Origin of the sequence: Nocardioides sp. Soil796 (assembly GCF_001429525.1) — a bacterium.
Taxonomy (GTDB): domain Bacteria; phylum Actinomycetota; class Actinomycetes; order Propionibacteriales; family Nocardioidaceae; genus Nocardioides.
In genome coordinates, this window is record NZ_LMSQ01000018.1 from 234,241 (window position 1) to 256,865 (window position 22,625).

Annotated in this window: 23 protein-coding genes; 12 read left to right on the forward strand and 11 right to left on the reverse strand. The window is 70.2% G+C overall.

From position 1 onward, the window contains the following. Positions 1-18 precede the first annotated feature (18 nt). From ASH02_RS12510 to ASH02_RS12520, 3 genes are read right to left on the reverse strand one after another with little or no spacing between them, the layout of a single operon-like run. Positions 19-1,002 (reverse strand): adenylate/guanylate cyclase domain-containing protein, encoded by a 984-nt coding sequence (locus ASH02_RS12510; protein ID WP_082563795.1) that lies wholly within the window; start codon positions 1,000-1,002, stop codon positions 19-21. Further along, a complete protein-coding gene (locus ASH02_RS12515; RefSeq protein WP_056681561.1) occupies positions 992-1,501 on the reverse strand; it encodes a PH domain-containing protein in 510 nt (169 codons plus the stop codon). Before ASH02_RS12515 ends, ASH02_RS12510 begins: the two co-directional genes overlap by 11 nt. 24 nt (positions 1,502-1,525) lie before the next feature. Then, on the reverse strand, positions 1,526-2,293 hold the full coding sequence (locus ASH02_RS12520) for a biotin--[acetyl-CoA-carboxylase] ligase (protein ID WP_056889942.1): 768 nt from the start codon (positions 2,291-2,293) through the stop codon (positions 1,526-1,528). A gap of 45 nt (positions 2,294-2,338) precedes the next feature. Here ASH02_RS12520 and ASH02_RS12525 point away from each other — a divergent pair, with 45 nt between their 5' ends. Continuing rightward, positions 2,339-3,943, forward strand: a complete 1,605-nt coding sequence (locus ASH02_RS12525) for an acyl-CoA carboxylase subunit beta (protein ID WP_056681563.1) — start codon at positions 2,339-2,341, stop codon at positions 3,941-3,943. A 162-nt stretch (positions 3,944-4,105) separates the two neighbouring features. After that, entirely contained in the window at positions 4,106-4,330 is a 225-nt protein-coding gene (locus tag ASH02_RS12530; protein WP_056889943.1) for an acyl-CoA carboxylase subunit epsilon, read from the forward strand. An 84-nt stretch (positions 4,331-4,414) separates the two neighbouring features. Here the strand turns inward: ASH02_RS12530 and ASH02_RS12535 are convergent, their stop codons facing one another. Then, positions 4,415-6,373 (reverse strand): elongation factor G, encoded by a 1,959-nt coding sequence (locus ASH02_RS12535; RefSeq protein ID WP_057294845.1) that lies wholly within the window; start codon positions 6,371-6,373, stop codon positions 4,415-4,417. Positions 6,374-6,522: 149 nt separating this feature from the next. Then, positions 6,523-6,942, reverse strand: coding sequence for an NUDIX hydrolase (locus ASH02_RS12540; RefSeq protein ID WP_057294846.1), 420 nt, complete (start codon positions 6,940-6,942; stop codon positions 6,523-6,525). A gap of 22 nt (positions 6,943-6,964) precedes the next feature. On the opposite strand from ASH02_RS12540, the gene ASH02_RS12545 reads away from it, so the two are divergent. Further along, the gene (locus ASH02_RS12545) at positions 6,965-7,975 is read left to right on the forward strand and encodes a P1 family peptidase (protein WP_235529937.1); all 1,011 of its coding nucleotides are present in this window, start codon (positions 6,965-6,967) and stop codon (positions 7,973-7,975) included. On the opposite strand, the gene ASH02_RS12550 is transcribed toward ASH02_RS12545, so the two are convergent. Together ASH02_RS12550 and ASH02_RS12555 are read right to left on the reverse strand one after the other, a co-directional pair. Further along, the gene (locus ASH02_RS12550) at positions 7,972-8,928 is read right to left on the reverse strand and encodes an ArsR/SmtB family transcription factor (protein ID WP_057294848.1); all 957 of its coding nucleotides are present in this window, start codon (positions 8,926-8,928) and stop codon (positions 7,972-7,974) included. The genes ASH02_RS12545 and ASH02_RS12550 overlap by 4 nt on opposite strands. 33 nt (positions 8,929-8,961) lie before the next feature. Beyond that, entirely contained in the window at positions 8,962-9,612 is a 651-nt protein-coding gene (locus tag ASH02_RS12555; protein ID WP_056681568.1) for a C39 family peptidase, read from the reverse strand. Between the two features lie 129 nt (positions 9,613-9,741). On the opposite strand from ASH02_RS12555, the gene ASH02_RS12560 reads away from it, so the two are divergent. Next, positions 9,742-10,323, forward strand: a complete 582-nt coding sequence (locus ASH02_RS12560) for a hypothetical protein (RefSeq protein WP_235539066.1) — start codon at positions 9,742-9,744, stop codon at positions 10,321-10,323. 15 nt (positions 10,324-10,338) lie between these two features. Here the strand turns inward: ASH02_RS12560 and ASH02_RS12565 are convergent, their stop codons facing one another. Both ASH02_RS12565 and ASH02_RS12570 read right to left on the reverse strand, forming a co-directional pair. Then, positions 10,339-11,613, reverse strand: coding sequence for a hypothetical protein (locus ASH02_RS12565; RefSeq protein ID WP_057294849.1), 1,275 nt, complete (start codon positions 11,611-11,613; stop codon positions 10,339-10,341). Further along, complete coding sequence (locus ASH02_RS12570) at positions 11,606-12,124, reverse strand: RNA polymerase sigma factor (RefSeq protein WP_056681570.1); 519 nt, start codon at positions 12,122-12,124, stop codon at positions 11,606-11,608. Before ASH02_RS12570 ends, ASH02_RS12565 begins: the two co-directional genes overlap by 8 nt. Before the next feature lie 115 nt (positions 12,125-12,239). On the opposite strand from ASH02_RS12570, the gene ASH02_RS12575 reads away from it, so the two are divergent. Next, positions 12,240-13,922, forward strand: coding sequence for a DUF885 domain-containing protein (locus ASH02_RS12575; protein ID WP_057294850.1), 1,683 nt, complete (start codon positions 12,240-12,242; stop codon positions 13,920-13,922). Between the two features lie 10 nt (positions 13,923-13,932). Continuing rightward, positions 13,933-14,529 carry a Maf family protein gene (locus ASH02_RS12580; protein ID WP_056681572.1) on the forward strand — a complete coding sequence of 199 codons (597 nt, stop codon included), beginning with the start codon at positions 13,933-13,935 and terminating at the stop codon, positions 14,527-14,529. Here ASH02_RS12580 and ASH02_RS12585 read toward each other — a convergent pair. Beyond that, positions 14,494-15,075 carry a GtrA family protein gene (locus tag ASH02_RS12585; protein ID WP_082563797.1) on the reverse strand — a complete coding sequence of 194 codons (582 nt, stop codon included), beginning with the start codon at positions 15,073-15,075 and terminating at the stop codon, positions 14,494-14,496. The genes ASH02_RS12580 and ASH02_RS12585 overlap by 36 nt on opposite strands. 56 nt (positions 15,076-15,131) lie before the next feature. After that, on the reverse strand, positions 15,132-16,313 hold the full coding sequence (locus ASH02_RS12590; protein WP_056890545.1) for an acyl-CoA dehydrogenase family protein: 1,182 nt from the start codon (positions 16,311-16,313) through the stop codon (positions 15,132-15,134). Positions 16,314-16,492: 179 nt separating this feature from the next. Between ASH02_RS12590 and ASH02_RS12595 the strand changes: the two genes are divergently transcribed. The 6 genes from ASH02_RS12595 (at position 16,493) to ASH02_RS12620 (ending at position 22,505) form a co-directional block, all read left to right on the forward strand. Continuing rightward, the gene (locus ASH02_RS12595; RefSeq protein WP_057294851.1) at positions 16,493-16,864 is read left to right on the forward strand and encodes a MerR family transcriptional regulator; all 372 of its coding nucleotides are present in this window, start codon (positions 16,493-16,495) and stop codon (positions 16,862-16,864) included. A 22-nt stretch (positions 16,865-16,886) separates the two neighbouring features. Further along, a complete protein-coding gene (locus ASH02_RS12600; protein ID WP_156409761.1) occupies positions 16,887-17,483 on the forward strand; it encodes a hypothetical protein in 597 nt (198 codons plus the stop codon). A 141-nt stretch (positions 17,484-17,624) separates the two neighbouring features. Then, entirely contained in the window at positions 17,625-19,409 is a 1,785-nt protein-coding gene (locus tag ASH02_RS12605) for an acetyl/propionyl/methylcrotonyl-CoA carboxylase subunit alpha (protein ID WP_056681576.1), read from the forward strand. A 3-nt stretch (positions 19,410-19,412) separates the two neighbouring features. Continuing rightward, positions 19,413-20,636, forward strand: a complete 1,224-nt coding sequence (locus tag ASH02_RS12610; protein ID WP_056681577.1) for a hypothetical protein — start codon at positions 19,413-19,415, stop codon at positions 20,634-20,636. Further along, positions 20,633-21,325, forward strand: a complete 693-nt coding sequence (locus tag ASH02_RS12615) for a hypothetical protein (RefSeq protein WP_056681578.1) — start codon at positions 20,633-20,635, stop codon at positions 21,323-21,325. Before ASH02_RS12610 ends, ASH02_RS12615 begins: the two co-directional genes overlap by 4 nt. Before the next feature lie 10 nt (positions 21,326-21,335). Beyond that, on the forward strand, positions 21,336-22,505 hold the full coding sequence (locus tag ASH02_RS12620) for a hypothetical protein (protein ID WP_057294853.1): 1,170 nt from the start codon (positions 21,336-21,338) through the stop codon (positions 22,503-22,505). Positions 22,506-22,625: the final 120 nt, after the last annotated feature.

A 22,625-nucleotide genomic window follows, 5' to 3' on the forward strand; every position in this document is an offset into this window, starting at 1 on the left:
GCCCGAACCCTAACGCTGTCAGCGCTGGCGGACCGAGATGGGTTCGACCAGGCCGAAGCCACGCAGCGGGCGTGCCGGGAGGCGGCGGGTCTCGAACCTGTCGGCGGGCAGCCTGGCCGCCGTGGCCTCGTCGATGATCATGCGGTTGCGCCGGGCCACCGCGGTCAGTCGTGCGGCGAGGTTGACCGGCGGGCCGAAGACGTCGCCCATGCGCATCACCACGCCGCCACTGGCCAGTCCCACGCGTACGTCGGGCATGCGGCTGTCGCGGCCGATCACGGTGATGATGCCGTCGGCGATGTCCAGCGCCTTGACCGGGTCGTCACAGATGAAGAGCACCGAGTCGCCGAGGCTCTTGATCACGCGGCCGTGGTTCGTGGAGACGACGTCGTGGCAGCGGGTCTCGAAGACCTCCACGAGGTCGCCGACGCGCTCCTCGCCGATCTCGTTGGACAGTGCGCTGAACGCGACGATGTCGGCGAAGCCCACCGTGACGTCGGAGGTCTTGAGCTCTTCGTCGTCGGGGCCCAGCGACTCGATGCGGGACGCCGCGGCCGCGAGGTGCCGGCGCCAGGCGTAGACGAGCAGCTGCTCGAAGGGTTCGCCGACCTTCTCCAGCATGTGCAGGGCCGCGGCCATCCTGTTGTCGCGAGCCCCCTCCCCGGTGGGCAGCTGGGGCACCAGGGTGGCGACCTCCCAGTCGGCCAGCCTGGCCATCGTCGTACCGACGGCGCGGGTGAGGTTCAGGGCGGTGTCGAAGTCGATGAGCCCGGAGTCGACGGTCTGCTGGAGCAGGGTCAGGGCGGCCATGTCGTGGGAGGTGAAGGCGACCTCGTCCTCGGCGTACTCCGGGAAGCCGAGGGCGCGCCACAGGCGACGGGTGACCTCGACCTCGACGGAGGCCTCGACCGCGATCTGCTCGGCGGTGAATTCGGCGCTGGTGCCGAGGATGCCCGCTACCAGGTCATCGCGGCTCAGCGGCTGGTCGGGCTCAGGTGCCATCGTCGTTGCGCTGCTCCGACAGGCGGTGCAGCTCGTCGGCCACCCGGAGCTGGATCTGCTCGACCCGCGGGATGTCGTGGAGCTCGACCCGGCCCTGCTCGCTGGCGTCGGAGACCACGAGGGTGCCGCAGCCGAAGATGCGGTCGATCACGCCGATCTCGAAGTCGACGCCGCTGATCCGGTTGAGCGGGATCGTGCGGCCCTCCTTGGCGATGAAGCCGGAGCGGGCGAGGAAGCGCCGGTTCGTGAACGTGTAGGACGTGGTCAGCCAGGTGAGGAACGGCCGCACCACCCACCACACGAAGACGATTGCGGCGACGACCCAGACGACGATGTCGATCACCTTGCCGGTCGTGCCGTCACCCAGCCCGCTGAGGTAGACAGCGGCAGCCAGGGTCACCAGCAGCACGAGGATCGGCAGGAACAGCGCCTTGACGTGCGTGCGGGTGGTGACGACGACGTGTTCCCCGTCGTTGAGGAGGTTCTTTGAGATGGCCACCCTCAGATCATGTCAAACAATCGGTCACCGCACATGGATGACGTCGCCGGCGCCCACGGATACCTGCCCGGAGGACGACTCCACCACCAGCTGGCCGCCCGGGTCGATGCCGGTCGCGCGTCCGGTCAGCGGCTCCCCGGCAGGCACCTCGACCCGCACGTCCTTGCCCACAGTCACGCACGCGGCGGCGTACGACGTACGCACCGACTCGAGGTCCGTGGACAGTGCGGCAAGGGTGGACTCAAGAGATGAGAGCAGGCCGTTCAGCAGGTCCGTGCGGTCGGGAGCCTCCCCCGACTCGAGGGCCAGTGAGGTGGCCGTCTCGACCGGCAGCTCGTCGCGCGTGGTGGAGACGTTGAGCCCGATGCCGATCACGGCCGCCGGGCCGTCCGGTGTCTCGATGCGCTCGACGAGGATGCCCGCCAGCTTGCGGCCGTCGACCAGCACGTCGTTGGGCCACTTCAGGCCGAGGCCGGGCACCGTGCCGGAGAGCGCGGTGTGGATGGCGAGTCCGGTGGCCAGCGGGATCCACGGCCACACGACTGGTGGGAGGTCGGGCCGCTTGAGCAGCGAGAAGGTCAGCGCGGAACGGGCCGGCGTCTCCCACACCCGGTCGAGACGACCGCGGCCCGCGGTCTGGTGCTCGGTGACCACCACCGTGCCGTCAGCGGCACCGTCGCGGGCCCGACTTCCCAGCTCGGCATTGGTGGAGCCGACGGCAGGGAGGATCTCGACGCTGGCGGGCAGGCGGTCGCGGTCAAGGGGTGGGCGCGGGTCGGTTGCGGAAGTCATGGGCACTACATTGGCCCACGGACATCCGAGGAGGCCAGCACCAACATGACCACAGCCGAGAACGAGCCGCAGCTCGACATCCACACGACCGCCGGAAAGCTCCAGGAGCTCGAACGGCGCCTCGACGAGGCCGTGCACGCCGGTAGCGAGAAGGCAATCGAGAAGCAGCACGCCAAGGGACGCAAGACCGCTCGCGAGCGGATCGCGCTGCTGTTCGACGAGGGTTCCTTCGTCGAGCTCGACGAGCTTGCCCGTCACCGCTCCGTGGCCTTCGGGCTGGAGAAGAACCGTCCCTACGGCGACGGCGTCGTCACCGGCTACGGCACGGTCGACGGTCGTCAGGTCTGCGTCTTCTCGCAGGACTTCACCGTCTTCGGCGGCTCGCTGGGCGAGGTCTACGGCGAGAAGATCACCAAGGTGATGGACCTCGCGATCAAGACCGGCTCGCCGATCATCGGCATCAACGAAGGTGCCGGGGCCCGCATCCAGGAGGGCGTCGTCTCGCTCGGCCTCTACGGCGAGATCTTCAAGCGCAACGTGCACGCCTCCGGTGTGATCCCGCAGATCTCGATGATCATGGGCAACTGCGCCGGCGGGCACGTCTACTCCCCCGCGGTCACCGACTTCACGGTCATGGTCGACGGCACCTCGGCGATGTTCATCACCGGTCCCGACGTGATCAAGACCGTCACCGGCGAGGAGGTGACCATGGAGGAGCTCGGCGGCGCGCGCACCCACAACACCAAGTCGGGCAACGCGCACTACATGGCCTCCGACGAGGAGGACGCGTTCGAGTACGTCAAGGCGCTGCTGTCCTACCTGCCGCAGAACAACCTCGACGAGGCCCCGTCGTACGACGAGGAGGCCGACCTCGAGATCAGCGACCTCGACCGGACCCTCGACACGCTGATCCCGGACTCCCCGAACCAGCCCTACGACATGCACACCGTGATCGAGAGCGTGCTCGACGACGAGGAGTTCCTCGAGGTCCAGTCGATGTTCGCGCCGAACATCATCATCGGCTACGGCCGCATGGAGGGCCGCCCGGTCGGTGTGGTCGCCAACCAGCCGATGCAGTTCGCCGGCTGCCTCGACATCGACGCGTCCGAGAAGGCCGCTCGCTTCGTGCGCACCTGCGACGCGTTCAACATCCCGGTCCTCACGTTCGTCGACGTACCCGGCTTCCTGCCCGGCACCGACCAGGAGTGGAACGGCATCATCCGCCGCGGCGCGAAGCTGATCTACGCCTACGCCGAGGCCACCGTTCCGCTGATCACGGTGATCACCCGCAAGGCCTACGGCGGTGCGTACGACGTGATGGGCTCCAAGCACCTCGGTGCCGACCTCAACGTCGCCTGGCCGACCGCGCAGATCGCCGTCATGGGCGCCCAGGGTGCGGCCAACATCGTGCACCGCAAGACTCTCGCCGCCGTCGAGGCCGAGGGCGGCGACGTCGAGTCGCGTCGAGCCGAGCTGGTCGACGAGTACGAGACCACGCTGGCGAACCCCTACATCGCCGCCGAGCGTGGCTACGTCGACACGGTGATCATGCCGCACGAGACGCGCACCGAGATCGTCCGCGGCCTGCGCCTCCTCCGCTCCAAGCGCGAGATTCTGCCGGCCAAGAAGCACGGCAATATTCCTCTGTAAGGGCCGCCAGGCCCGTCAGGGGGATGTTGCCTGCTTCTTTCCGCAGGAGTCGAAGAAGCGAACGCGGCGGCCGAGGGAACACCCGGAACTCACGACAGGTCAGCCAGAACTGGCGACAGGTCGATCAGAACTCACGACAGGTCGACGACCGAAGGAGATGACATGACAGCCGAAGACAAGCCAGCACAGCAGCCGATCCTCAAGGTCGTCAGCCCCGACGCGACCCCGGAGGAGATCGCCGCCCTGGTCGCGGTGTTCTCCTCGCTCGGCACGACCGAGGCCCCGCCGAAGAAGCGACAGTCGGAGTGGTCGGCCAACCACCGTCGGGTGCGGGTCAACTACTCCCACGGGCCGGGTGGCTGGCGCTCGAGCGGCCTGCCCCGCTGACGGCACGCGACTGATTCCACTCAACGTGGTGGATCGCAGGCATCTGGTGCCTGTGATCCACCACGTTGTCTCATTTCAGTGGCTTCATCGCGGCACGCGACGGAACCACGTGCCTCTGTCCAGCGGGTCGAAGCCCGTCCGTCGCCTTCGAGGCGGACACGTGTCGGTGACCGGTGCGTGGTGATCGAGCCGCGTGACCAGCACGCCCTCCCCACTGGTGAGGTCGGGCAGTCGTGACGTGAGGTCGCGAACCGCGGCCGAGGGCACGTGCCCGACGAGCCGGGTGTACCCGGCGGCTGCCGACGTGTCCAGGGTGACCGCGCCGATGCGCCCGAGCAGTGCGGCGATGGCACCGAATGCCTCGTCGGGAAGCTCCAGGTCGAACCGCTCGATCGGCTGGCAGACGCGGGTTCCGGCCCGCTGCAACGCGGCCATCACGACCACCTGGGCCAGGTGCCGGAAGTCGGCGGCCACACTGGAGATCGACTTGTCGAACTTCTGGTGCGGCCGGCTCTGGCGCGGCCAGTAGCCGGACTCCGTCATCGACACCTGGCAGTCGGTGACCGCCCAACCACACAGGCCCTGAATCAACGCGGCGCGCACCCCTTCCTCGGTGGCAGCGATGAACGCCGGAGGCAGGTTGCCACGTTCGATGCCGGGCGAGAACGTGATGCCGGACCCCACCTCGCCGGGCTCCACGCGCAGGCCGATGCCTGCCAGGTAGGGGTTGTCGCCCACGTTGATCCGGTCGACCGATGCGCCGGTGCCGACCACGCGTTCGATGCAGACGACGGAGGTCTCGAGGAACCTCGCGACGACGCCGTACCGCTGCTCCAGCAGCGCTGCGATCACCTCCTTCTGCACCTCGCCGTGCAGGCGTACCGCGGCCTCACCGTCGACCTCGTTGAGGTGCAGGTCGATGAGCGGATCCTCGTCGGCAAGCTCGGTCAGGCCGGCGTACAACGCCGTGCGGGCGGTGGGGTCCTCGGGCTCGACCAACGCCTGCAGGGTGGCGGGCGCGAAGTGGTGGGCACGACGACGCGGTGGCCTGCCGAGCACGTCACCTATGCGGGCGGCCGGTCCGCGAATGACCGCGATCTGTCCCGCCCGGGCGACGGAGGCGACGGTCACTCCGCCCGGTTCGCTCGCTGCAACCTCCGTCACGAGCTCCGGTTTCCGGCCGGTGATCGCCACCCGGTCACGGACCCGCAGCTCGCCCGACCACAGGCGGATCCAGGCGCGTCGACCGCGCTCGTCGCGGTCGACGGCGAAGACGGTGCCGGCCACCGGACCGTCGGAGTGCCGTGCGGCCGGAAGGAGACCGGTGAGCGTCCGGTGCAGTTCATCGATGCCGGCACCGGTGATCGCCGACCCGCACAGCACCGGCGTCAGCGCACCACGTCGTACGCCACTGCGCAGCGCGCGCACGAGGTCACGGTGACGCGGTGTCGCCCCCGCCACCCAACCCGCCAGCACCCGGTCGTCGACCTCCGCGACTCCGGCGACGACCGACTCGTCTGTCAGTGGCACCCCGGTGACAGTGGCGGCACGGTCGCCCTGCCCATCGGCGCGCGCGAGCTGCACGGCGTACGGCGTCAGGCGGCGGCGCACCTGCGCGAGCACGCGCTCGACGTCGGCGCCGGCTCGGTCGATCTTGTTGACGAACAGCACGGTGGGCACGCCGATCCGCTGGAGGGCGCGCCAGATCACGACAGTCTGCGGCTGCACGCCCTCCACCGCCGACAGCACCAGCACCGCGGCGTCGAGAACGCCCAGTGACCGCTCGACCTCGGCGATGAAGTCGGGGTGCCCGGGGGTGTCGACGAGGTTGACGGCCAGGTCGCCGAGACCGAACGAGGTCACGGCGGCCCGGATGGTGATGCCGCGGCGCCGCTCGAGGTCGAGCGAGTCAGTGCGGGTGGTGCCGGCGTCGACGCTCCCGGGTGCGTCGATGACACCGGCCTCGAACAGAAGGCGTTCGGTCAGGCTGGTCTTGCCGGCATCAACATGCGCGACGATTCCGAGATTGAGTGAGGGTGACACGGGGCAGCTCCACGGCGAGACGAATGAGGACTCGGGGCGTGGTGGCTGCTCGCATGGGGGTTCTCCTCGATCTGGTCGGGCTGACTCCTCGACGGTCGCACATCGTCAGTGCTCGGTGCGACTGGTTTTCCAGGCATGGTGCCGGCCGGTCAGCTCGTGCGGAGCAGCTCCATGGCGGCGTCGACGAGGCTGACCCGCTTGAGTGAGGCGACCTCGTCGAGCGGGATCCACCGGCACTCGTCGGTGGTGCCTTCGACCTCGTGGGTCAGCTCACCGCCGGTGATGTGCCCGCGGTAGATCACCCGCAGTCCGCGCAGGTCGCCGGCGCCCTTCGAGAATCGGGCGGCGGCCGGCACGTAGTTCGTGTCGACACCGAGCAGTCCGTCGAGCGCGACGTCGAAGCCGGTCTCCTCCCGGAACTCGCGGACCGCAGTCTCCTCGGTGGACTCGTGGTCCTCCATGCCTCCGCCGGGCAGGGTCCACCCGGTCTTGCCGTTCTCGTTCCAGTGGGCGAGCAGCACCGCGCCGTCCTCGACCACCACCACATAACTTGCTGGTCTGGTGTCCATGGCGGGTGACCATACTGGTCCCGTGACCTCCAACAGCATCACGGACGTGCCGGGCATCCGGGTGGGCCAGGCCGAGCGCATCGGCGACGGCTGGTTGAGCGGGACGACGGTCGTGCTGGCGCCGCCGGGCGGTGCGGTGGGTGGCGTCGACGTACGCGGTGGCGGGCCCGGCACGCGCGAGACCGACCTGCTCGATCCACGCAACCTGGTCGAGCTCGTGCACGCGGTCGTGCTCAGCGGCGGCTCGGCCCTGGGCCTGGCGAGCGTCGACGGTGTCGCGCAGCGGCTGTTGCACGACGGCGTCGGCTTCCCGATGGGCGGGCCGGGCGAGGTGGTGCCGATCGTGCCGGCTGCGGTGCTCTTCGACCTCGGTCGGGGCGGCACGTTCGCCAACCACCCCGATGCGGCCCTCGGCGCGGCGGCCTACGACGCGGCCTCGACCGACGTGCGCGAGGGAACGGTCGGCGCCGGCACCGGCGCACGGGTAGGTGGTCTCAAGGGCGGCATCGGCTCCGCATCGGTCCGGCTCGAGGACGGCACGACGATCGGCGTGCTCGTGGCGGTGAACGCGGTCGGTTCGGCGGTCGACCCACGCACCGGCGAGCTGTACGCCGAACGCCACTGCGTGCCCGGCGACCTGCCGCCCCTGCGTCGTCCGACCGAGGACGACCTGGTGGCCGCACGCGCTGCCGCGGCGGCCGACCCCTCGCTGGTCAAGCCACCGTTCGCCACCACGATCGGGGTCATCGCCACCGACGCGACGCTGACCAAGGCCCAGTGCGCGAAGGTGTCCGGTGTCGGCCACGACGGCCTGGCCCGGGCGATCAACCCGGTGCACACGATGTTCGACGGCGACACCCTCTTCACGCTGGCGACCGGCGCCCGCGAGCCCGTGGACGTGTTCGCGTTCCAGGACCTGCTGACCGCCGCCGGTGACTGCGTCACGCGTGCGGTCGGCCGCGCCGTACTCGCCGCGGAGTCGGCCGGCGGCATGCGCAGCTACCGCGAGGCCTTCCCCTCGGCTCTGATCTAGGTCGGTCGCACCAGTCGGCTGCCGAGGTCGGAGAGGCCATAGAGCACCGAGCGGCCGTCGCGGGTGGTGTCGAGCAGCCCGGCCGCGGTCAAGGACCGCAGCTGCTGGTTGACCGCCGAGGAGGTCTTGCCCAGAAGCAGTGCGAGCTCCTTGGTCGTGCGCGGCTCCGACAGGGTGGACAGGAGCTGTGCGCGCACGTCGCCGACCAAGGCTGTCAGGTGGTCGTCGGCCCGGGCGGTCAGGGTGTGGAGGTTGCCGTGCCCGCGCGCCGGATAGATCAGCGTGGGACTGCTCCGTGCCACTGCGGGATACGAGATGTTCAGCGTGAACAGGGACGGCACCAGCACCAGGCCGCGCCCCGCGATCGCCGCTTCGTAGGACGTACCGACCCGGTTGTCACACGCCAGGCGGGTGCCGTCGAAGGTCAGGCTCGGCGTCAGCGCGTCGAGCATGTGCCGCAGGCCGTGGTCGGCGATCTGGGTCGAGCGGTGGCGGATGTCGGCCCGCAACACCGAGCGGAAGGCGGGCCAGAACGGCGAGAAGCAACGGTCCCAGTAGGCCTGCACCTGGGCCAGGATCCGCCCCCTCAGCGCGGGCATCGGCCCCCTGAGCACCTCCGGCCGGTTCTCCGGCCACAGGTCCTCGAGGTCCAGCTCGATCGCGTCGGCCGGGAGCGTGGCGACCGTCTGCAGCTCGTCGCACAGCCGGGGCAACGGCAGCTCCGGTCGCGGGTTGAGGAAGTCGGGTGTGCCCAGCCGTTGGTTGACCAACGCCGTCAACAGCTCGAGGTCGAGGTCGCCGACCTGTCGGGCCACGTGCGCGTGCCAGCCTGCCGGCACGGGGTAGGTCGTCGGGGCCCGCAGCACCCGCAGGGAGAGGCACAGCTCGCTGAGCGGCGACACCCCGAACCGGAGTGCACTGAGGTCACTGTCCCGGGCCTCGTAGACCATCACCCGCGTCAGTCTGGCACGCCCGACCGGTGCGGCTCACCAGTTGTAGAAGTGGCCCTCCATCAGCCAGACGAGGTCATCGAGGGTGATCCAGTACTGCGAGTTCCCGTTGAAGTAGGCCGGGTCGGAGATGCGCACCGTCCCGTAGTTGGTGTCATACCCGTCGACCACGAAGAGGTGGTGGATCATTGTCGGGTTGTCGTAGTAGGGGTAGGTGTGCGGCGGTGCACCGATACCGGTCACCACGGCGAAGCCGCCGTCGATGTCCTCCTGGATGCGACTCCAGATCGTGGCCTTCGCGGCCTGCCCGCCGCCGTCCGGCACGTAGACCGCCTCGTAGGGCGCACCCGAGAAGTGCCGCAGCGCGGTGACCGCGGCGTCGGCGGTCGTGCCGTAGTCGGGACTCGTGCCCATGAAGGCCGCGAGGGTCTCCTGCGACACGTCGATGCCACGGATGCCGAGCGCCATGCTGATCGCCGTCGGGCCGCACCAGTACGACGTCCGCTGCCACTGGTACGGCGTGTTGAGGTAGTGCTCGCCGACGCCGAGCGTGACCCGCGACGGTGCGCCCTGCTGCGACGTCGTGGGGGTCGGTGGTGTGTCGGCAACCGCCGGTGGGGCGAGCGTGGCCGAGAGCGCGAGACCGACGATGGCCGAGATCAGCCGCGGTCGAAGGGTGAAGCCCATGAGGTGGTCCTCCCGAGAGTGAAGATTCCTGGTCACCCATCCCGCCACGGTCGGGCAGGCCGCGGTATCGATGTAGTGATCGACTTGATCCACCACGAGCGCACGCCAGCAGGCAGGATGAGCCTCGTGATGATTCCGCGCGCCGTCCTGGACGGCATCGTCTCGGGTGAGCTCGACCTCGCGTTCCGCCGCTGGACCCGGCGCATGCACGTGCCCGGCGGTTCACAACGTACGGCGGTCGGCGTGATCCGATTCGACGAGGTGGACGTGGTCGACCCCGACGCGATCACCGAGGACGAGGCTCGACGCAGCGGCCTTGACCTGGCCCGGCTCCGTGAGGTCCTGGACCGCAAGCCCGGAGACGTCTACCGGATCCGGATGAGCTTCGCCGGCGACGACGAGCGGGGGACGCTGCGCGAGAAGGCACGCCTCGGGCCGAAGCAGCGTGCAGAGATCGTGGCCCGACTGGCCGGCATGGACGCGCGCAGCAAGCACGGTCCGTGGACCCGCTCGCACCTCGAGCTGATCGACGGCCGGCCCGGCGAGCTGGCCGAGACCATCGCGGCCGATGTCGGCCGAACGAAGCTGCCGTTCAAGGCCGACATCCGACGGCTCAAGGAGCTCGGCCTGACCGTGAGCCTGCGGCCCGGCTATCGACTCTCCCCGCGCGGGCGTGCCGTGCTGCGGCACCTGCGCTCCCTCGACGAGTGAGGCCCGCCAAACCGACTACCTGACCACGAGGGGTTGCCACGTGGCGCCGGCGTCAGTGGAGCGATGGACCGCTCCGTCGGCGGTCACGGCATCGATGGTGAGGACACCGTGGTGGGCCTGGATCCCCAGCACCTGTGCGGGTTCCCGGTCGAACGGCGCACCGAGGCGCACCGGGGTGAACCGCGTCCAGTCGTCGCCGGCCGAGACGTGCAGGCCCGTCGGAGCGTCGCCGTCCGACCAGTCCTCGACGTCGATCAGCAGCCGCCCGTCAGGCAGCACCGCCTGGTGCGCGATGTAGGCCTGCGGGCTGCTCGACTGGTCGAACCGCTGCACCGCACCGTCGCCGTCCCAACGGTGCACGACGTTGAACGGGAACAGCGTGGCTCCGTCGCCGCCGGCCACCACGGCGTGCCGGTCGGGATCCGCCGAGGGCACCAACTGGGTCAGCAGGTTCTCCGCGTCGAGCGGGTGGCTCGACCACGTGGCTCCCCCGTCGTCGGTCCATCGCGCGGTGGGGCCGTTGTAGTCGAGGAACGAGATCCGCTCACCGTCCTGCTGCCAGGTGGCCACGCGGCTCGGGAGCGGGATCGGGTGGGCGGCCCCGGTCCCGGGATCGACGGCCAACAGGCCGATGATCGGCACGCCGGAGCCGTGCACGGCCGCGACGACTTCGCCTGCCGACAAAGGGGCCTCCGTGTCGTCCGCGACCACCGCCGTGCCGGTGCCGTCGGCATCGAGCAGGAACGGGGTGGCGCCCGGGTCCCAGCGCTCGGCCAGGAATCGCCCGGAGCCCGCCGACCGGACCTCGACCGGGTTGGCCAGCCGGAACGCGGCGTACGTCGTGTAGCCGTCGTCGGTGATCGCCACGGCGTACTTCGGGTTGTCGCACTGCGCCGGGCACAGCTGCCAGACCGAGGCCCGGCTGTCCGGGGCGTCCGGGTCGACGGTGAGAGAGAAGAGGGTCGCTGCCGGGTTGCTGACGATCGCCTCGGCCCGGGCGTCGGAGATCGGGCCGGTCCCGTGGTCGGTCTTCGGCTCGGCCGGCGCGCTCGGAGTCGAGGTGGGCGGCGCGACCGGGCCCGGCTCGCTCGACGGGTCACCGCCGCCGAGCCACTGGGTCGCACCGATGACGGTCACCACGGCCAGGGCAGCCGCCCCGGCCGCCGCCGTACGGCGAACCGTGGTGCGGCGTCGTCCGCGGGCGGCCAGTGCGTCGAAGTCGGGAATGCGGGCAGCGTCGGCCGCGGCGTCACCGATCCGGCCGGTCAGGAGCTCGTCGAGGTCACGCACGGGACTGTCCTTCCTGGACTGAGCGGCCCTCCGGGGCCGTGGCTTCGGTCATCAGTGCGGCGAGTGCGGTGCGGCCGCGACTGAGCCGCGCCTTCACCGTGCCGAGAGGCGCACCGACAGTCCTGGCCACCTCGTCCACCGGGAGATCGGCGAGGTAGTGCAGCGCCAGGGCCTCGCGTTGGGCCTGCGGCAGTCGACCCATCGCGGCGACCAGGGCCAGCCGGTCCTCGGCGAGGTCGGGGCTGCGGCCGGAGCCGACGGAGGGCGCCTTCCGGGTCAGCTTCTCGCCCAGCTGTCGGCGCCGGAACCTCGTGCGGGCGATGTTCACCGCGACGGTGCGCAACCAGGCCTCGGGATTCTCCGCTGCCTCGAACGTACGCCGATGGCTGACCGCCCTGACGAAGGCCTCGGAGACCACGTCCTCGGCCTCGGACAGGTCGCCGCACACGCCGTACAGCTGGCCGACGAGACGCCGGTAGGAACCGGCGAAGCTCTGCTGCACCGCGTCCATGTCGTCCCCTGTCCGCCCGGCGGTTGCCGGGCCCTTGAACCAGTCTCATACCACACGACCAACGACCCCGGTAAAAGGTTGCCGCGTCTTCGACACTCACCACTACTGTGGGCGCGTGACCGAACAGCGCCCCGTGGATGCCATTGCCGATGCCTACGCCGAGGCGTACGCCGCCCTCGACCCGCTCACCGCGACGTACCTCGGCATCGCCGGGCACGACGACAAGCTGACCGACCTCTCCCCCGACGGGTTCGCCGCACGCGAGGAGCTGACCCGCAAGGCCCTCGCCGACGCCACGGCGGCGACGCCCAGCGACGAGCGGGAGCAGGTCGCCCGCGACGCGTTCCTCGAGCGGCTCGGCCTCGACGTCGAGACCTCCGAGGCCGGCCTGCAGCGCAGCGACTTCTCGGTGATCAGCAGCGGCCTGCACGAGATGCGCCAGGTCTTCGACCTCATGTCGACCGAGGGCGAGGAGGCCTGGTCCCTGATCCGCGCCCGCATCGCCGCCGTACCGCAGACCCTTCAGGACTACCGCATCACGCTGTCCGAGGAGGCCAACAAGGGCAACGTCGCCGCGGCGCGGCAGTACGCCGAGGTGGCCACCCAGGTACGCCACTGGACGGGACAGGAGGGCAACGGCGGCGACTTCTTCGCCGACCTCGTCAAGGGCAGCGACGCCGGCGAGGCCCTGCAGGCCGACCTGGCCCGGCACGCGCAGGCAGCGACCCGCGCGTTCGCCGACTTCGGCATGTTCCTCGAGGACGAGATGGAGCCGCGCGGGCGCACCAACGAGGCGGTGGGGCGCGACCACTACGCACTGGCGTCGCGGCAGTTCCTCGGCGCCACCCTCGACCTCGAGCAGACCTACGCGTGGGGCTGGGAGGAGCTCAAGCGCATCGAGGACGACATGGCCGCCACCTCCGACCTGATCCTCCCGGGCAGCAGTGTCGACGAGGCCGTGGCCCACCTCGAGGGCGACCCGGCCCGCCGCATCGCCGGGCGCGAGGAGTTCCGCCAGTGGATGCAGGAGCTGGCCGACCGGACCCTCGCCGACATGGCCGGCACTCACTTCGACATCCCGGAGCCGATCCGCCGCATCGAGTGCAGGCTGGCCCCCACCAACGACGGCGGCATCTACTACACCGGCCCGTCGGAGGACTTCACCCGCCCCGGCCGCATGTGGTGGTCGGTGCCTGACGGCATCGAGGAGTTCTCCCCCTGGCGCGAGGTCACGACCGTCTTCCACGAGGGCGTGCCGGGCCACCACCTGCAGGTCGGGCAGACCGCCTACCGCAAGGACAAGCTCAACCGCTGGCAACGCCTGATGTGCTGGGTCAGCGGTCACGGCGAGGGTTGGGCGTTGTACGCCGAGCGCCTGATGGACGACCTCGGCTACCTCGCGGACCCGGCCGACAAGCTGGGCATGCTCGACGGCCAGGGCTTCCGCGCGGCCCGGGTGATCATCGACATCGGCATGCACCTCGAGCTCGAGATCCCCAAGGACAACCCGTTCGGCTTCCACCCCGGCGAGACATGGACGCCCGCCCTGGGCCTGGAGTTCATGCGCCAGCACTGCCGCATGGACGACCCGACCATCGTGTTCGAGGTCAACCGCTACCTCGGCTGGCCGGGCCAGGCGCCGTCGTACAAGGTCGGCGAGCGCATCTGGCTCGAGGCCCGCGACGAGGCGAAGGCACGCAAGGGCGCCGACTTCGACCTCAAGGAGTTCCACCGCGCGGCGCTCGACCTCGGCTCACTCGGGCTGGACCCGCTGAAGGCCGCGCTGGCCCGGATCTGAGCGGCCGGCAATGACGACACGACTGGTCCTGGCCTCGGCCTCCCCCGCACGTCTGGCCACCCTGCGCAGCGCCGGCGTCGAGCCCGAGGTGATCGTCTCGGGCGTCGACGAGTCGCAGGTGGTCGGCATCCCGCCGGGCGAGCTCGCACTGCAGCTCGCCGAGCTGAAGGCGGCTGCCGTCGCAGCCCGCGTGACGGGTGAGGGCCTCGTCCTGGGCTGCGACTCGGTGCTCGAGATCGACGGTGAGGCCTACGGCAAGCCGGCCTCGCCCGAGGAGGCCACCACGCGCTGGCAGCTGATGCGCGGCCGCAGCGGCGTGCTCCACAGCGGACACTCGCTGCACGACGTCGCCAACGGCAGGGTCGCCGCGGCCACCGCGTCGACGACCGTGCACTTCGCCGATCTCGGCGACGACGAGATCGCGGCGTACGTCGCGACCGGTGAACCCCTCCATGTCGCGGGGGCGTTCACCATCGACGGACTCGGCGGTGCCTTCGTGACCGGCATCGAGGGCGACCACCACACCGTCGTGGGCGTCAGCCTGCCCCTGCTGCGCGACCTGATGGCCGAGCTAGGGCATGCGTGGATCGACCTCTGGGTCCGTTGAGGTTTCGTCGGTGACACCGAGGACGCGTCGCGGGTTGCCGCGCGCCACCACGCAGTTGCCCGGCAGCGGCAGTGCGTTGGTGCCCGCGAGGGTGGCCGGCGCGTAGTTCTTCTGGCTGAAGATCACCTGGCGGAACAGGTAGAACCGGGCCATCATGCCCAGGCCGAGCCCGACCACGTTGGCGGCGATGTTGTCGGCGAAGGCCGAGTCCTGGTCGAGCAGGTTGCGGCTGATCCACAGGCACCCGATGGGCAGGGCCATGGTGACCACGTTGATCAGGACGTACGCCGACCGGCCGCCGTCCGCGTGTGCGGTCTGCCGGTTCTTGAACGCCCAGTTGCGCGTGCCGCGGTAGCTGATCGCCATGCCGACCGTGTTGGCCACGACGTAGGCGAGCGTCGGATGGGTGTGCAGCCACGGCTTCTCGGTGACGTAGACGCCGTGCACCAGGAAGTTGAAGAGCACGAACGCCACCAGCGTCGCTGCCCCGCCGACGGCAAGGAAGCGCAATGTCTCGTCAATGAGACGCCTGGCGCGAGGACCCATGAAAAGCGAGGCTACTCGACCGAAGCCGGGAAGCCCCGCCCATTTCTTCTACGTGGTCACTCCACCGGCAGGCCGAGGCCACGGGCGATCAGCATGCGCTGCACCTCGGAGGTGCCCTCGCCGATCTCGAGGATCTTCGCGTCGCGGTAGAACCGGGCCACCGGGTACTCCTCCATGAAGCCGTAGCCGCCGAAGACCTGGGTGGCGATGCGGGTCGCGGTGACCGCCGACTCGGAGGTGTAGAGCTTGGCGATCGAGGCCGCCTGCTTGAACTCCTTGACCGGGGCGCCGGCGTCCTTCATGGCCGCGGCCTTGTAGGTCAGCAGGCGACCGGCCTGGAGCATGACGTCGAGGTCGGCGATCTGGAAGGCCACGCCCTGCTTGCGACCGATCGGGCCTCCCATGGTCTGGCGCTCCAGTGCGTATTCCACGCACAGGTCGCGGCAGGCCTGGATCAGGCCGACGGCGAGGGCGGCGATGGCGACCCGGCCGTCGTCGAGGGTGGCCAGGAACTGCGCGAAGCCGCGGCCCTTCTCGCCGAGCAGGTTGGCTGCCGGCACGTGCGCGTCCTCGAAGGAGAGCGGGTGGGTGTCGGAGATGTGCCAGCCGAGCTTGTCGTAGGCCTTCTCGGCGGTGAAGCCGGGCGTGCCGGACGGCACGATGATCGTGCTGATCTCGGCGTTTCCGTTGTCGCGCGTACCGGTGCGAGCGGTGACGGTGACCAGCGAGGTGATCTCGGAGCCGGAGTTGGTGATGAACTGCTTGCTGCCGTTGACCACCCACTCGTCGCCGACCAGCTCGGCCTTCGTCTTGGTCGCGCCCGCGTCGGAGCCGGCGCCCGGCTCGGTGAGGCCGAAGCCGGCGAGCTTCTCGCCGGCCACCAGCGGCGGGAGGAACTCCTCCTTCTGGGCGTCGGTGCCGTAGGTCAGGATCGGGTTTATGCCGAGGCCGACGCCGGCCTCGAGCGTGATGCCCATCGACTGGTCGACCCGGCCGAGCTCCTCGATGGCCAGGCACAGCGAGGTGAACGGGCCGTCCTCGGGGGCCAGCCCGGCGCCGCCGTACTCCTCGGGCGCGGTCAGGCCGAAGAGGCCGAGCGCGCCCATCTTGTGCACGACGTCGACCGGGAAGTGGTGGTCGCGGTCCCACTGCGCGACGTGCGGGGCGATCTCGGCCTCCGCGAAGTCGCGGACGGACCGGCGGAACTCTTCGTGCTCACGGGACAACTCGAACGACATGACTACCTCTTCATTGTGGTCGACGTACGACACCATGGTCCTACGCTTACGTTGACGTAAAGCAAGGTCTCGATACACCGCCTCGTACCTCGGCGGCACTCGACCACCGAAAACACCCACACCGCCTGGTACCTCGGCGGCACTCGACCACCGAAAACACCGACACCGAAAGGACCACCGTGACGACCTGGACGATCCGGCAGCTGGCCGACGAGTACGCCGTCACGTTGCGCACGCTGCGCCACTACGAGGACCTCGGCCTGCTTCATCCGGTGCGCGCCGGCACCGTGCGGGAGTACCACCAACGCGACCGGATCCGGCTCGAGCTGATCCTGCGCGGCAAGCGGGTCGGGTTCTCGCTCGACGAGATCGCCGTGATCGTGAACATGTACGACGAGCCCCCGGGCGAGGCCGGGCAGCTGGAGTACCTCATCGAGCAGTGCGACGTACGACGCCAGCACCTGGAGGCTCAGCGCCGCGACATCGACGCCACCCTCGACGACCTCGCCGCGATCGAGGCCAGGTGCCGCGAAGACCTGGTTCGCCTGTGAGCCCGGTGGGCATGGTGCCGGCATGAACGCATCCGGCTGGCAGCAGCCCCCACCGTGGCGGGTGGCCTACGACGACGCCCGCATCACCCTCGTGCTCATCCGGCCCGACGGCGCGGTCGCCGGCGAGATCGCGCCGTACGACGTGCCCGAGCAGCGTCGCGGGAGTGGCTTCTTCGCCACGATGCGCTCGTCACTCAGTGATGGCGTCGACGCCGCCCTGTGGATGCAGGGACGGGGCCGGATCCGCGGCGGTGCCCCCGCGGTGCACTTCACGATGGCCGACGGAACTCCGGTCGAGTTGTGGAACGGCAGGGACGGCGGTTGGCGGAGAGCCCGTCGACACGGCACGTTGACCATTGCCGGCCGCAAGTACGAGGTGCGGCACCTCGGCCGGCGCCGTACCGCCCTGGTGCACGACGGCGTACGGCGGACCACGCTGCGGCGGAAGGGTTTCGGCTGGGGCGCGACCGCCGACGCAGCGCCCAACTACGTCGTGCGCCACGGGGTGCCCGCACCCGATGCCCACGACGAACTGGCCATCGTGCTCGCCGGCTCGACTCTCGGGCCCGTGGGCCGACCGGGCTGGTGGGCCGAGTTCTTCAACGAGTTCTCGCCCTGAGCCGTGCACCCGACAACGGGAGTGGCGTTCTCCACAGACCAGAGACCGGAACCCCGGAACTGAGTACCACCGGAGGGCCTTAGACTCCACGACGGGTGCACGATCGGTGCGCCCTCGCAATTCATCACCAGAGGAGTGTCCGTGCCCGAGGTCAAGCCGTTGCAGAAGGTCCTCATCGCCAACCGTGGCGAGATCGCCGTGCGCGTGATCCGCGCCTGCAAGGACGCCGGAATCGGCTCGGTCGCCGTCTACGCCGACCCCGACCGTGACGCCCAGTTCGTCCGCCTGGCCGACGAGGCCCACGCCCTCGGTGGCGCCACTCCCGCCGAGACCTACCTCGACATCGCCAAGATCATCAAGGTCGCGGCCGAGACCGGCGCCGACTCCGTGCACCCGGGCTACGGCTTCCTCGCCGAGAACGCCGAGTTCGCACAGGCCGTGATCGACGCCGGCCTGATCTGGATCGGCCCCTCCCCCGAGGCGATCGAGGGCCTCGGCGACAAGGCCAAGGCCAAGCAGATCGCCCTCGCCGCCGGGGCTCCCCTCGCCCCGGGCCTCAAGGACGCCGTCAAGGACGCCGACGAGATCGTCGGGTTCGCCAAGGAGCACGGCCTGCCGGTCGCCATCAAGGCAGTCTTCGGCGGCGGTGGCCGCGGCCTGAAGGTGGCCCGCACGCTCGAGGAGATCCCCGAGCTCTACGAATCCGCCGTGCGCGAGGCGATCAGCGCCTTCGGCCGGGGTGAGTGCCTGGTCGAGAAGTTCCTCGACAAGCCGCGCCACGTCGAGACCCAGTGCCTGGCCGACCAGCACGGCAACGTCGTGGTCGTGTCGACCCGCGACTGCTCCCTGCAGCGTCGTCACCAGAAGCTCGTCGAGGAGGCCCCCGCGCCGTTCCTGACCGACGAGCAGGTCAAGCGCCTCTACGACTCCTCCAAGGCGATCCTCAAGGAGGCCGGCTACGTCGGTGCCGGCACCTGCGAGTTCCTCGTCGCCGCCGACGGCACCATCTCGTTCCTCGAGGTCAACACCCGCCTGCAGGTCGAGCACTGTGTCTCCGAAGAGGTCACCGGCATCGACCTGGTGCGCGAGATGTTCCGCATCGCCGCCGGTGAGGAGCTCGGCTACGACGACCCCGAGATCCGCGGCCACTCGATCGAGTTCCGCATCAACGCCGAGGACGGCGGCAACAACTTCATGCCGGCCCCCGGCACCCTGACCGCCTGGCTGCCGCCCGCCGGCCCCGGTGTCCGCCTCGACTCCGGCTACATCAACGGTGAGACGATCCCGGGCAACTTCGACTCGCTCGTGGCCAAGCTGATCGTGACGGGGAAGGACCGCACGCAGGCGATCGAGCGCTCGCGCCGCGCGCTCTCCGAGTTCGAGGTCGACGGCATGCCGACCGCGATCACCTTCCACGAGGTGATCGTGAACGACCCGGCCTGGGTCGGCGCCTCGACCCCGTCCGGCGAGGGCGAGTTCACGGTCTACACCACCTGGATCGAGACCGACTTCGACAACCAGATCACGCCGTACGCCGGCGGCACCGCCGAGGCCGAAGAGGCCGGCGAGCGCCAGAGGGTGACCGTCGAGGTCGGCGGGAAGCGCCTCGAGGTCGTGCTCCCGGCCGGTCTCGGTGGCCTCAGCACCGGCGGCGCGGGCGCAGCCAAGAAGCCGAAGCGAGCCGCCAAGAAGTCCGGCTCCGCGGTCTCCGGTGACGCGGTCGCCTCCCCGATGCAGGGCACCATCGTCAAGGTCGCCGTCGAGGAAGGCGCCACCGTCGCCGAGGGCGACGTCGTCGTCGTGCTCGAGGCGATGAAGATGGAGCAGCCACTCAAGGCACACAAGGCCGGCACGGTCACCGGCCTGACCGCCGAGGTCGGCGCCACGGTCACCAACGGCGAAGTGATCTGCGAGCTCAAGGACTGACTCGTGGCCGTCTCGGGCGTCGATGACGACTTCGCCGGCACCGTCGGCGAGATCGTCGCCCACCTCGAGCACGACCCCGTCCTGGTCGAGGAAGTCATGGGCAACGGCCACACCGAGGCCGTCCTGGATGCGCTGACCGCGAAGGCCGCCAAGAGCTCGGTCCCGGTGCACATCGTGCTGACCAAGGCCCCACCCGGGCTGACCACGGACAACACCGCCGAGGAGTTGCTGACCCTCCTCCACGCCCGTTCGGGCGAGGACGGCGTCTGGTTCGTCTCGACCTCGGAGGTGGGACACACTGCGCTGGCGGTCTACGGCGACATCGCACCTTCTGTCGACAACGACGAGTTGATGCTGGCCGGCGCCGTCAGGGAGGCCCGAGAGGCTGCCACCGACGCGATCCGGGACTCGTGCGGCGACTGCTTCGCGACGCCGGTGGTCGAGGCCGGCCTGGTGCTCGACGTGGTCAACGCCGGACTGCCCGGGACCTACATGGAGAATCCCCTGACCGACCAGCAGATCGAGGCCTATGCGACCTCCACCTGGCAGGGGCAGGGCACCCGGAGCCCCGTGGGCGAGAACGCCGAGATGCCGACCCCCGGGCTCTACGCGGTGGTCGCCACGGTGACGGCGCTCTGTGTCGCGGTGGTCGGGTACCGACTGGTCCAGGCCGTCGGCGGAGTCGCCCACCGACCGGGTTCGGGCAAGGGCACCAGCGCCTCGTCGCGGAAGCCACGACCTGCGCCCGACCCGGCCAAGGAACTCGATCGCGCCCGGGCCCGGGCCTCCTCGGCGACCAAGAAGCTTTCCGCAGCACTCGGACGGGCCGACGACCTCGTCGACTGGCGGCGCAGGGACACCGCCGCTGCATGCCTGGAGCGTGCCGAGACCCGCACCAGCTCCGACGGCCTGCTCGAGGTGGTCGGATCGCTCGTGCTCGCACAGACCGGCCTGCATGCCCTCGAGACGTCCGAGGGCCAGTACCGCTGCTGCTACGTCGACCCGCGCCACGGAGCCGCCGACACCGAGTCCCCGCTGGGTGGCGGTGCCAGCGTGCCGGTCTGCCGGGCCTGCGCCGGGGCGCTGGAGAAGGGCGCCGAGCTGGCGCCACTCCACGAGAAGGGCCGGCTGGGCAACCGACGGCCCTACTACGAGGGATCCACGGTGTGGGCAAGGACCGGCTTCGGCGCCCTCGGCGGCGACTGGTGGCAGCAGGTGCCCCGATGAACCGCGTGACTCGTGGCCTCGTGTCGCTGGGTGTGGCCGCCGGGCTCGCCGCGGGCTCCGCCGTACTGGCCACCCAGGTGCTGCACGACCGGAGGGCCGACGCCGTGGCCGCGCAGGGCGAGCCACTCAAGGCGGAGGCGCGCACTGACCGTGTGGTGAACGCCCTGGCCGGGCTGGCCGACGACGGTGTGTACGTCGCACCCGACGCCCGCGACATGTTGGACAGGGCCGGCGAGAAGAGGGTGGCCCGGGCGGTCGCGGCCGCGCAGACCCCGGTGAAGGTGGTGGTGTGGACCGACACCCGCCACGCCGGTGCCTCCGGCTTCGACACGGTCCAGCAGCTCGAAGCCGGGTTGGCCGAGTCCGGTGAGCGCGGCGTCTACCTGATCTGGCAGGGCCCCGAGAACGGCGACATCAACACGTTCGGTCCCTACGGCTACCTGACCATGTCGCCACACGACGAGTTCGCCGGCGATCCCTCGGTCACCCTCCCGCGCCTGGTCAAGCGGGTCGACGGCGAGGTGCGGTGGCCCGAGCGGGACACGGAGTCCGACTACTGGGGTGGTGTCAGTGGCGGGATCATGGCGGGCGCACTGATCGGTGTCGGCGTCCTGCTCGGGATCGGCACTCTCTACGGTCTGTTCGTGGGCACGACCAAGCGACGACTGCCCGGCACCTGGCGCTGGTGAGGAGACCACGATGGCCGACGACCTGACCCGCATCCACGAGGAGCTGGCCTCCGACGGGGTCTACGTGCACCCGTCGCTGCGCGGCCTGGTGAGCAAGGCCGACGAGGCCGACCTGGAGCACCAGGTGACCGCGGCCGAGCACACGACGTACGTCGTGGTGTGGCCGCTGCGCGACAACGACACGTACGGCGGCAAGGCCTCGGACCTGCTGACCCGGCTGCACGACAAGTTCCCCGACCCCGGGATCTACCTCTCCACCACCACCCGCCTCGAGCCGACGGACTATTCGAGCGTCGAGGTCGACGGTCGCCAGTGGGGCGTTCCCGGCCAACCCGATGGCGAGCTGAACGACTACTCCATCGAGATGGTGGTCGACCTGGAGGAGCACCAGGACGTGCCGTCGGCGATGAGTCGCTCCATCGAGCTGCTCTCGATGGACCCCGCGCGGGTCGAGAAGCTGCAGGACAAGCTGCTGGCCGAGCACTCGGCGGACTACCGGGAGGAGAATCCGCGCGAGGACGACGACGGGTGGCTGCCCGGCGGCCTGACCACCGTGGTGGTCGCGCTGGTCGCCGTGTTCGTGGCGTGGCGGGTCGCGGTCTCGTTCCGGAAGCAGGCGAAGCCGGCACCGCTGCCGAAGTCCGCCCTGAAACAGATCCGCGCGGCCCGGGCCCGCGAGACGCTCTCCCTCGCCCACGACGAGTCGCAGGCGCTGGGTGAGCAGCTCGACGAGCTGGAGATCGCACCCGGCGACGACCAGCAGGCCTGGCAGGCAGCACTGGACCACTATGCCGCCGTACGCCGCCTGCTGACCCCCGAAGAACCCGACGAGCTCGATGCGGTCGGTGCCCTCGTGCTGACCCGGCGCGGGAGGGACGCACTCGAGACCGCCCGGGCAGGGAAGGCCTGGGCGCCGAGCCCCACCTGCTACCTCAACCCGCTGCACGGGCGAGCCGGCAAGGAGCGCCGCGTCGAGTGGCAGGGCCGCACCCTCGAGGTGCCGCTGTGCCCCGACTGCCTCACCGCGCTGCGCAGGAAGAAGGCCCCCGACATCCTCGACGTCGTACGCCGGGGCAAGCCGGTGCACTACTTCGAGACCGACGCCGAGCCGTGGGCGTCGACCGGCTACGGCTCGCTCGAGCCCGACCTGGTCACGCGACTGCAGGCCGGCTTGCAATAGGGCCGCCCGGCAAGCCGAGCGGCCCTACCCTCCGCTCCCTCCCAGGAGAGAGGCTCCTCACCGCCGCTCAACGTCTCCGGAGCAGCGGCCACGTCGGGCCGTTGCCGACTGTAGTCAGTT

Coding starts and splice junctions, on each gene's coding strand:
- ASH02_RS12620 (WP_057294853.1), top strand. CDS start 21,336: ATGGCCGACGACCTGACCCGCATCCACGAGGAGCTGGCCTCCGACGGG.
- ASH02_RS12530 (WP_056889943.1), top strand. CDS start 4,106: ATGACAGCCGAAGACAAGCCAGCACAGCAGCCGATCCTCAAGGTCGTC.
- ASH02_RS12510 (WP_082563795.1), bottom strand. CDS start 1,002: ATGGCACCTGAGCCCGACCAGCCGCTGAGCCGCGATGACCTGGTAGCG.
- ASH02_RS12555 (WP_056681568.1), bottom strand. CDS start 9,612: ATGGGCTTCACCCTTCGACCGCGGCTGATCTCGGCCATCGTCGGTCTC.
- ASH02_RS12600 (WP_156409761.1), top strand. CDS start 16,887: ATGAACGCATCCGGCTGGCAGCAGCCCCCACCGTGGCGGGTGGCCTAC.
- ASH02_RS12540 (WP_057294846.1), bottom strand. CDS start 6,942: ATGGACACCAGACCAGCAAGTTATGTGGTGGTGGTCGAGGACGGCGCG.
- ASH02_RS12615 (WP_056681578.1), top strand. CDS start 20,633: ATGAACCGCGTGACTCGTGGCCTCGTGTCGCTGGGTGTGGCCGCCGGG.
- ASH02_RS12580 (WP_056681572.1), top strand. CDS start 13,933: ATGACGACACGACTGGTCCTGGCCTCGGCCTCCCCCGCACGTCTGGCC.
- ASH02_RS12525 (WP_056681563.1), top strand. CDS start 2,339: ATGACCACAGCCGAGAACGAGCCGCAGCTCGACATCCACACGACCGCC.
- ASH02_RS12585 (WP_082563797.1), bottom strand. CDS start 15,075: ATGGGTCCTCGCGCCAGGCGTCTCATTGACGAGACATTGCGCTTCCTT.
- ASH02_RS12520 (WP_056889942.1), bottom strand. CDS start 2,293: ATGACTTCCGCAACCGACCCGCGCCCACCCCTTGACCGCGACCGCCTG.
- ASH02_RS12560 (WP_235539066.1), top strand. CDS start 9,742: ATGATTCCGCGCGCCGTCCTGGACGGCATCGTCTCGGGTGAGCTCGAC.
- ASH02_RS12570 (WP_056681570.1), bottom strand. CDS start 12,124: ATGGACGCGGTGCAGCAGAGCTTCGCCGGTTCCTACCGGCGTCTCGTC.
- ASH02_RS12590 (WP_056890545.1), bottom strand. CDS start 16,313: ATGTCGTTCGAGTTGTCCCGTGAGCACGAAGAGTTCCGCCGGTCCGTC.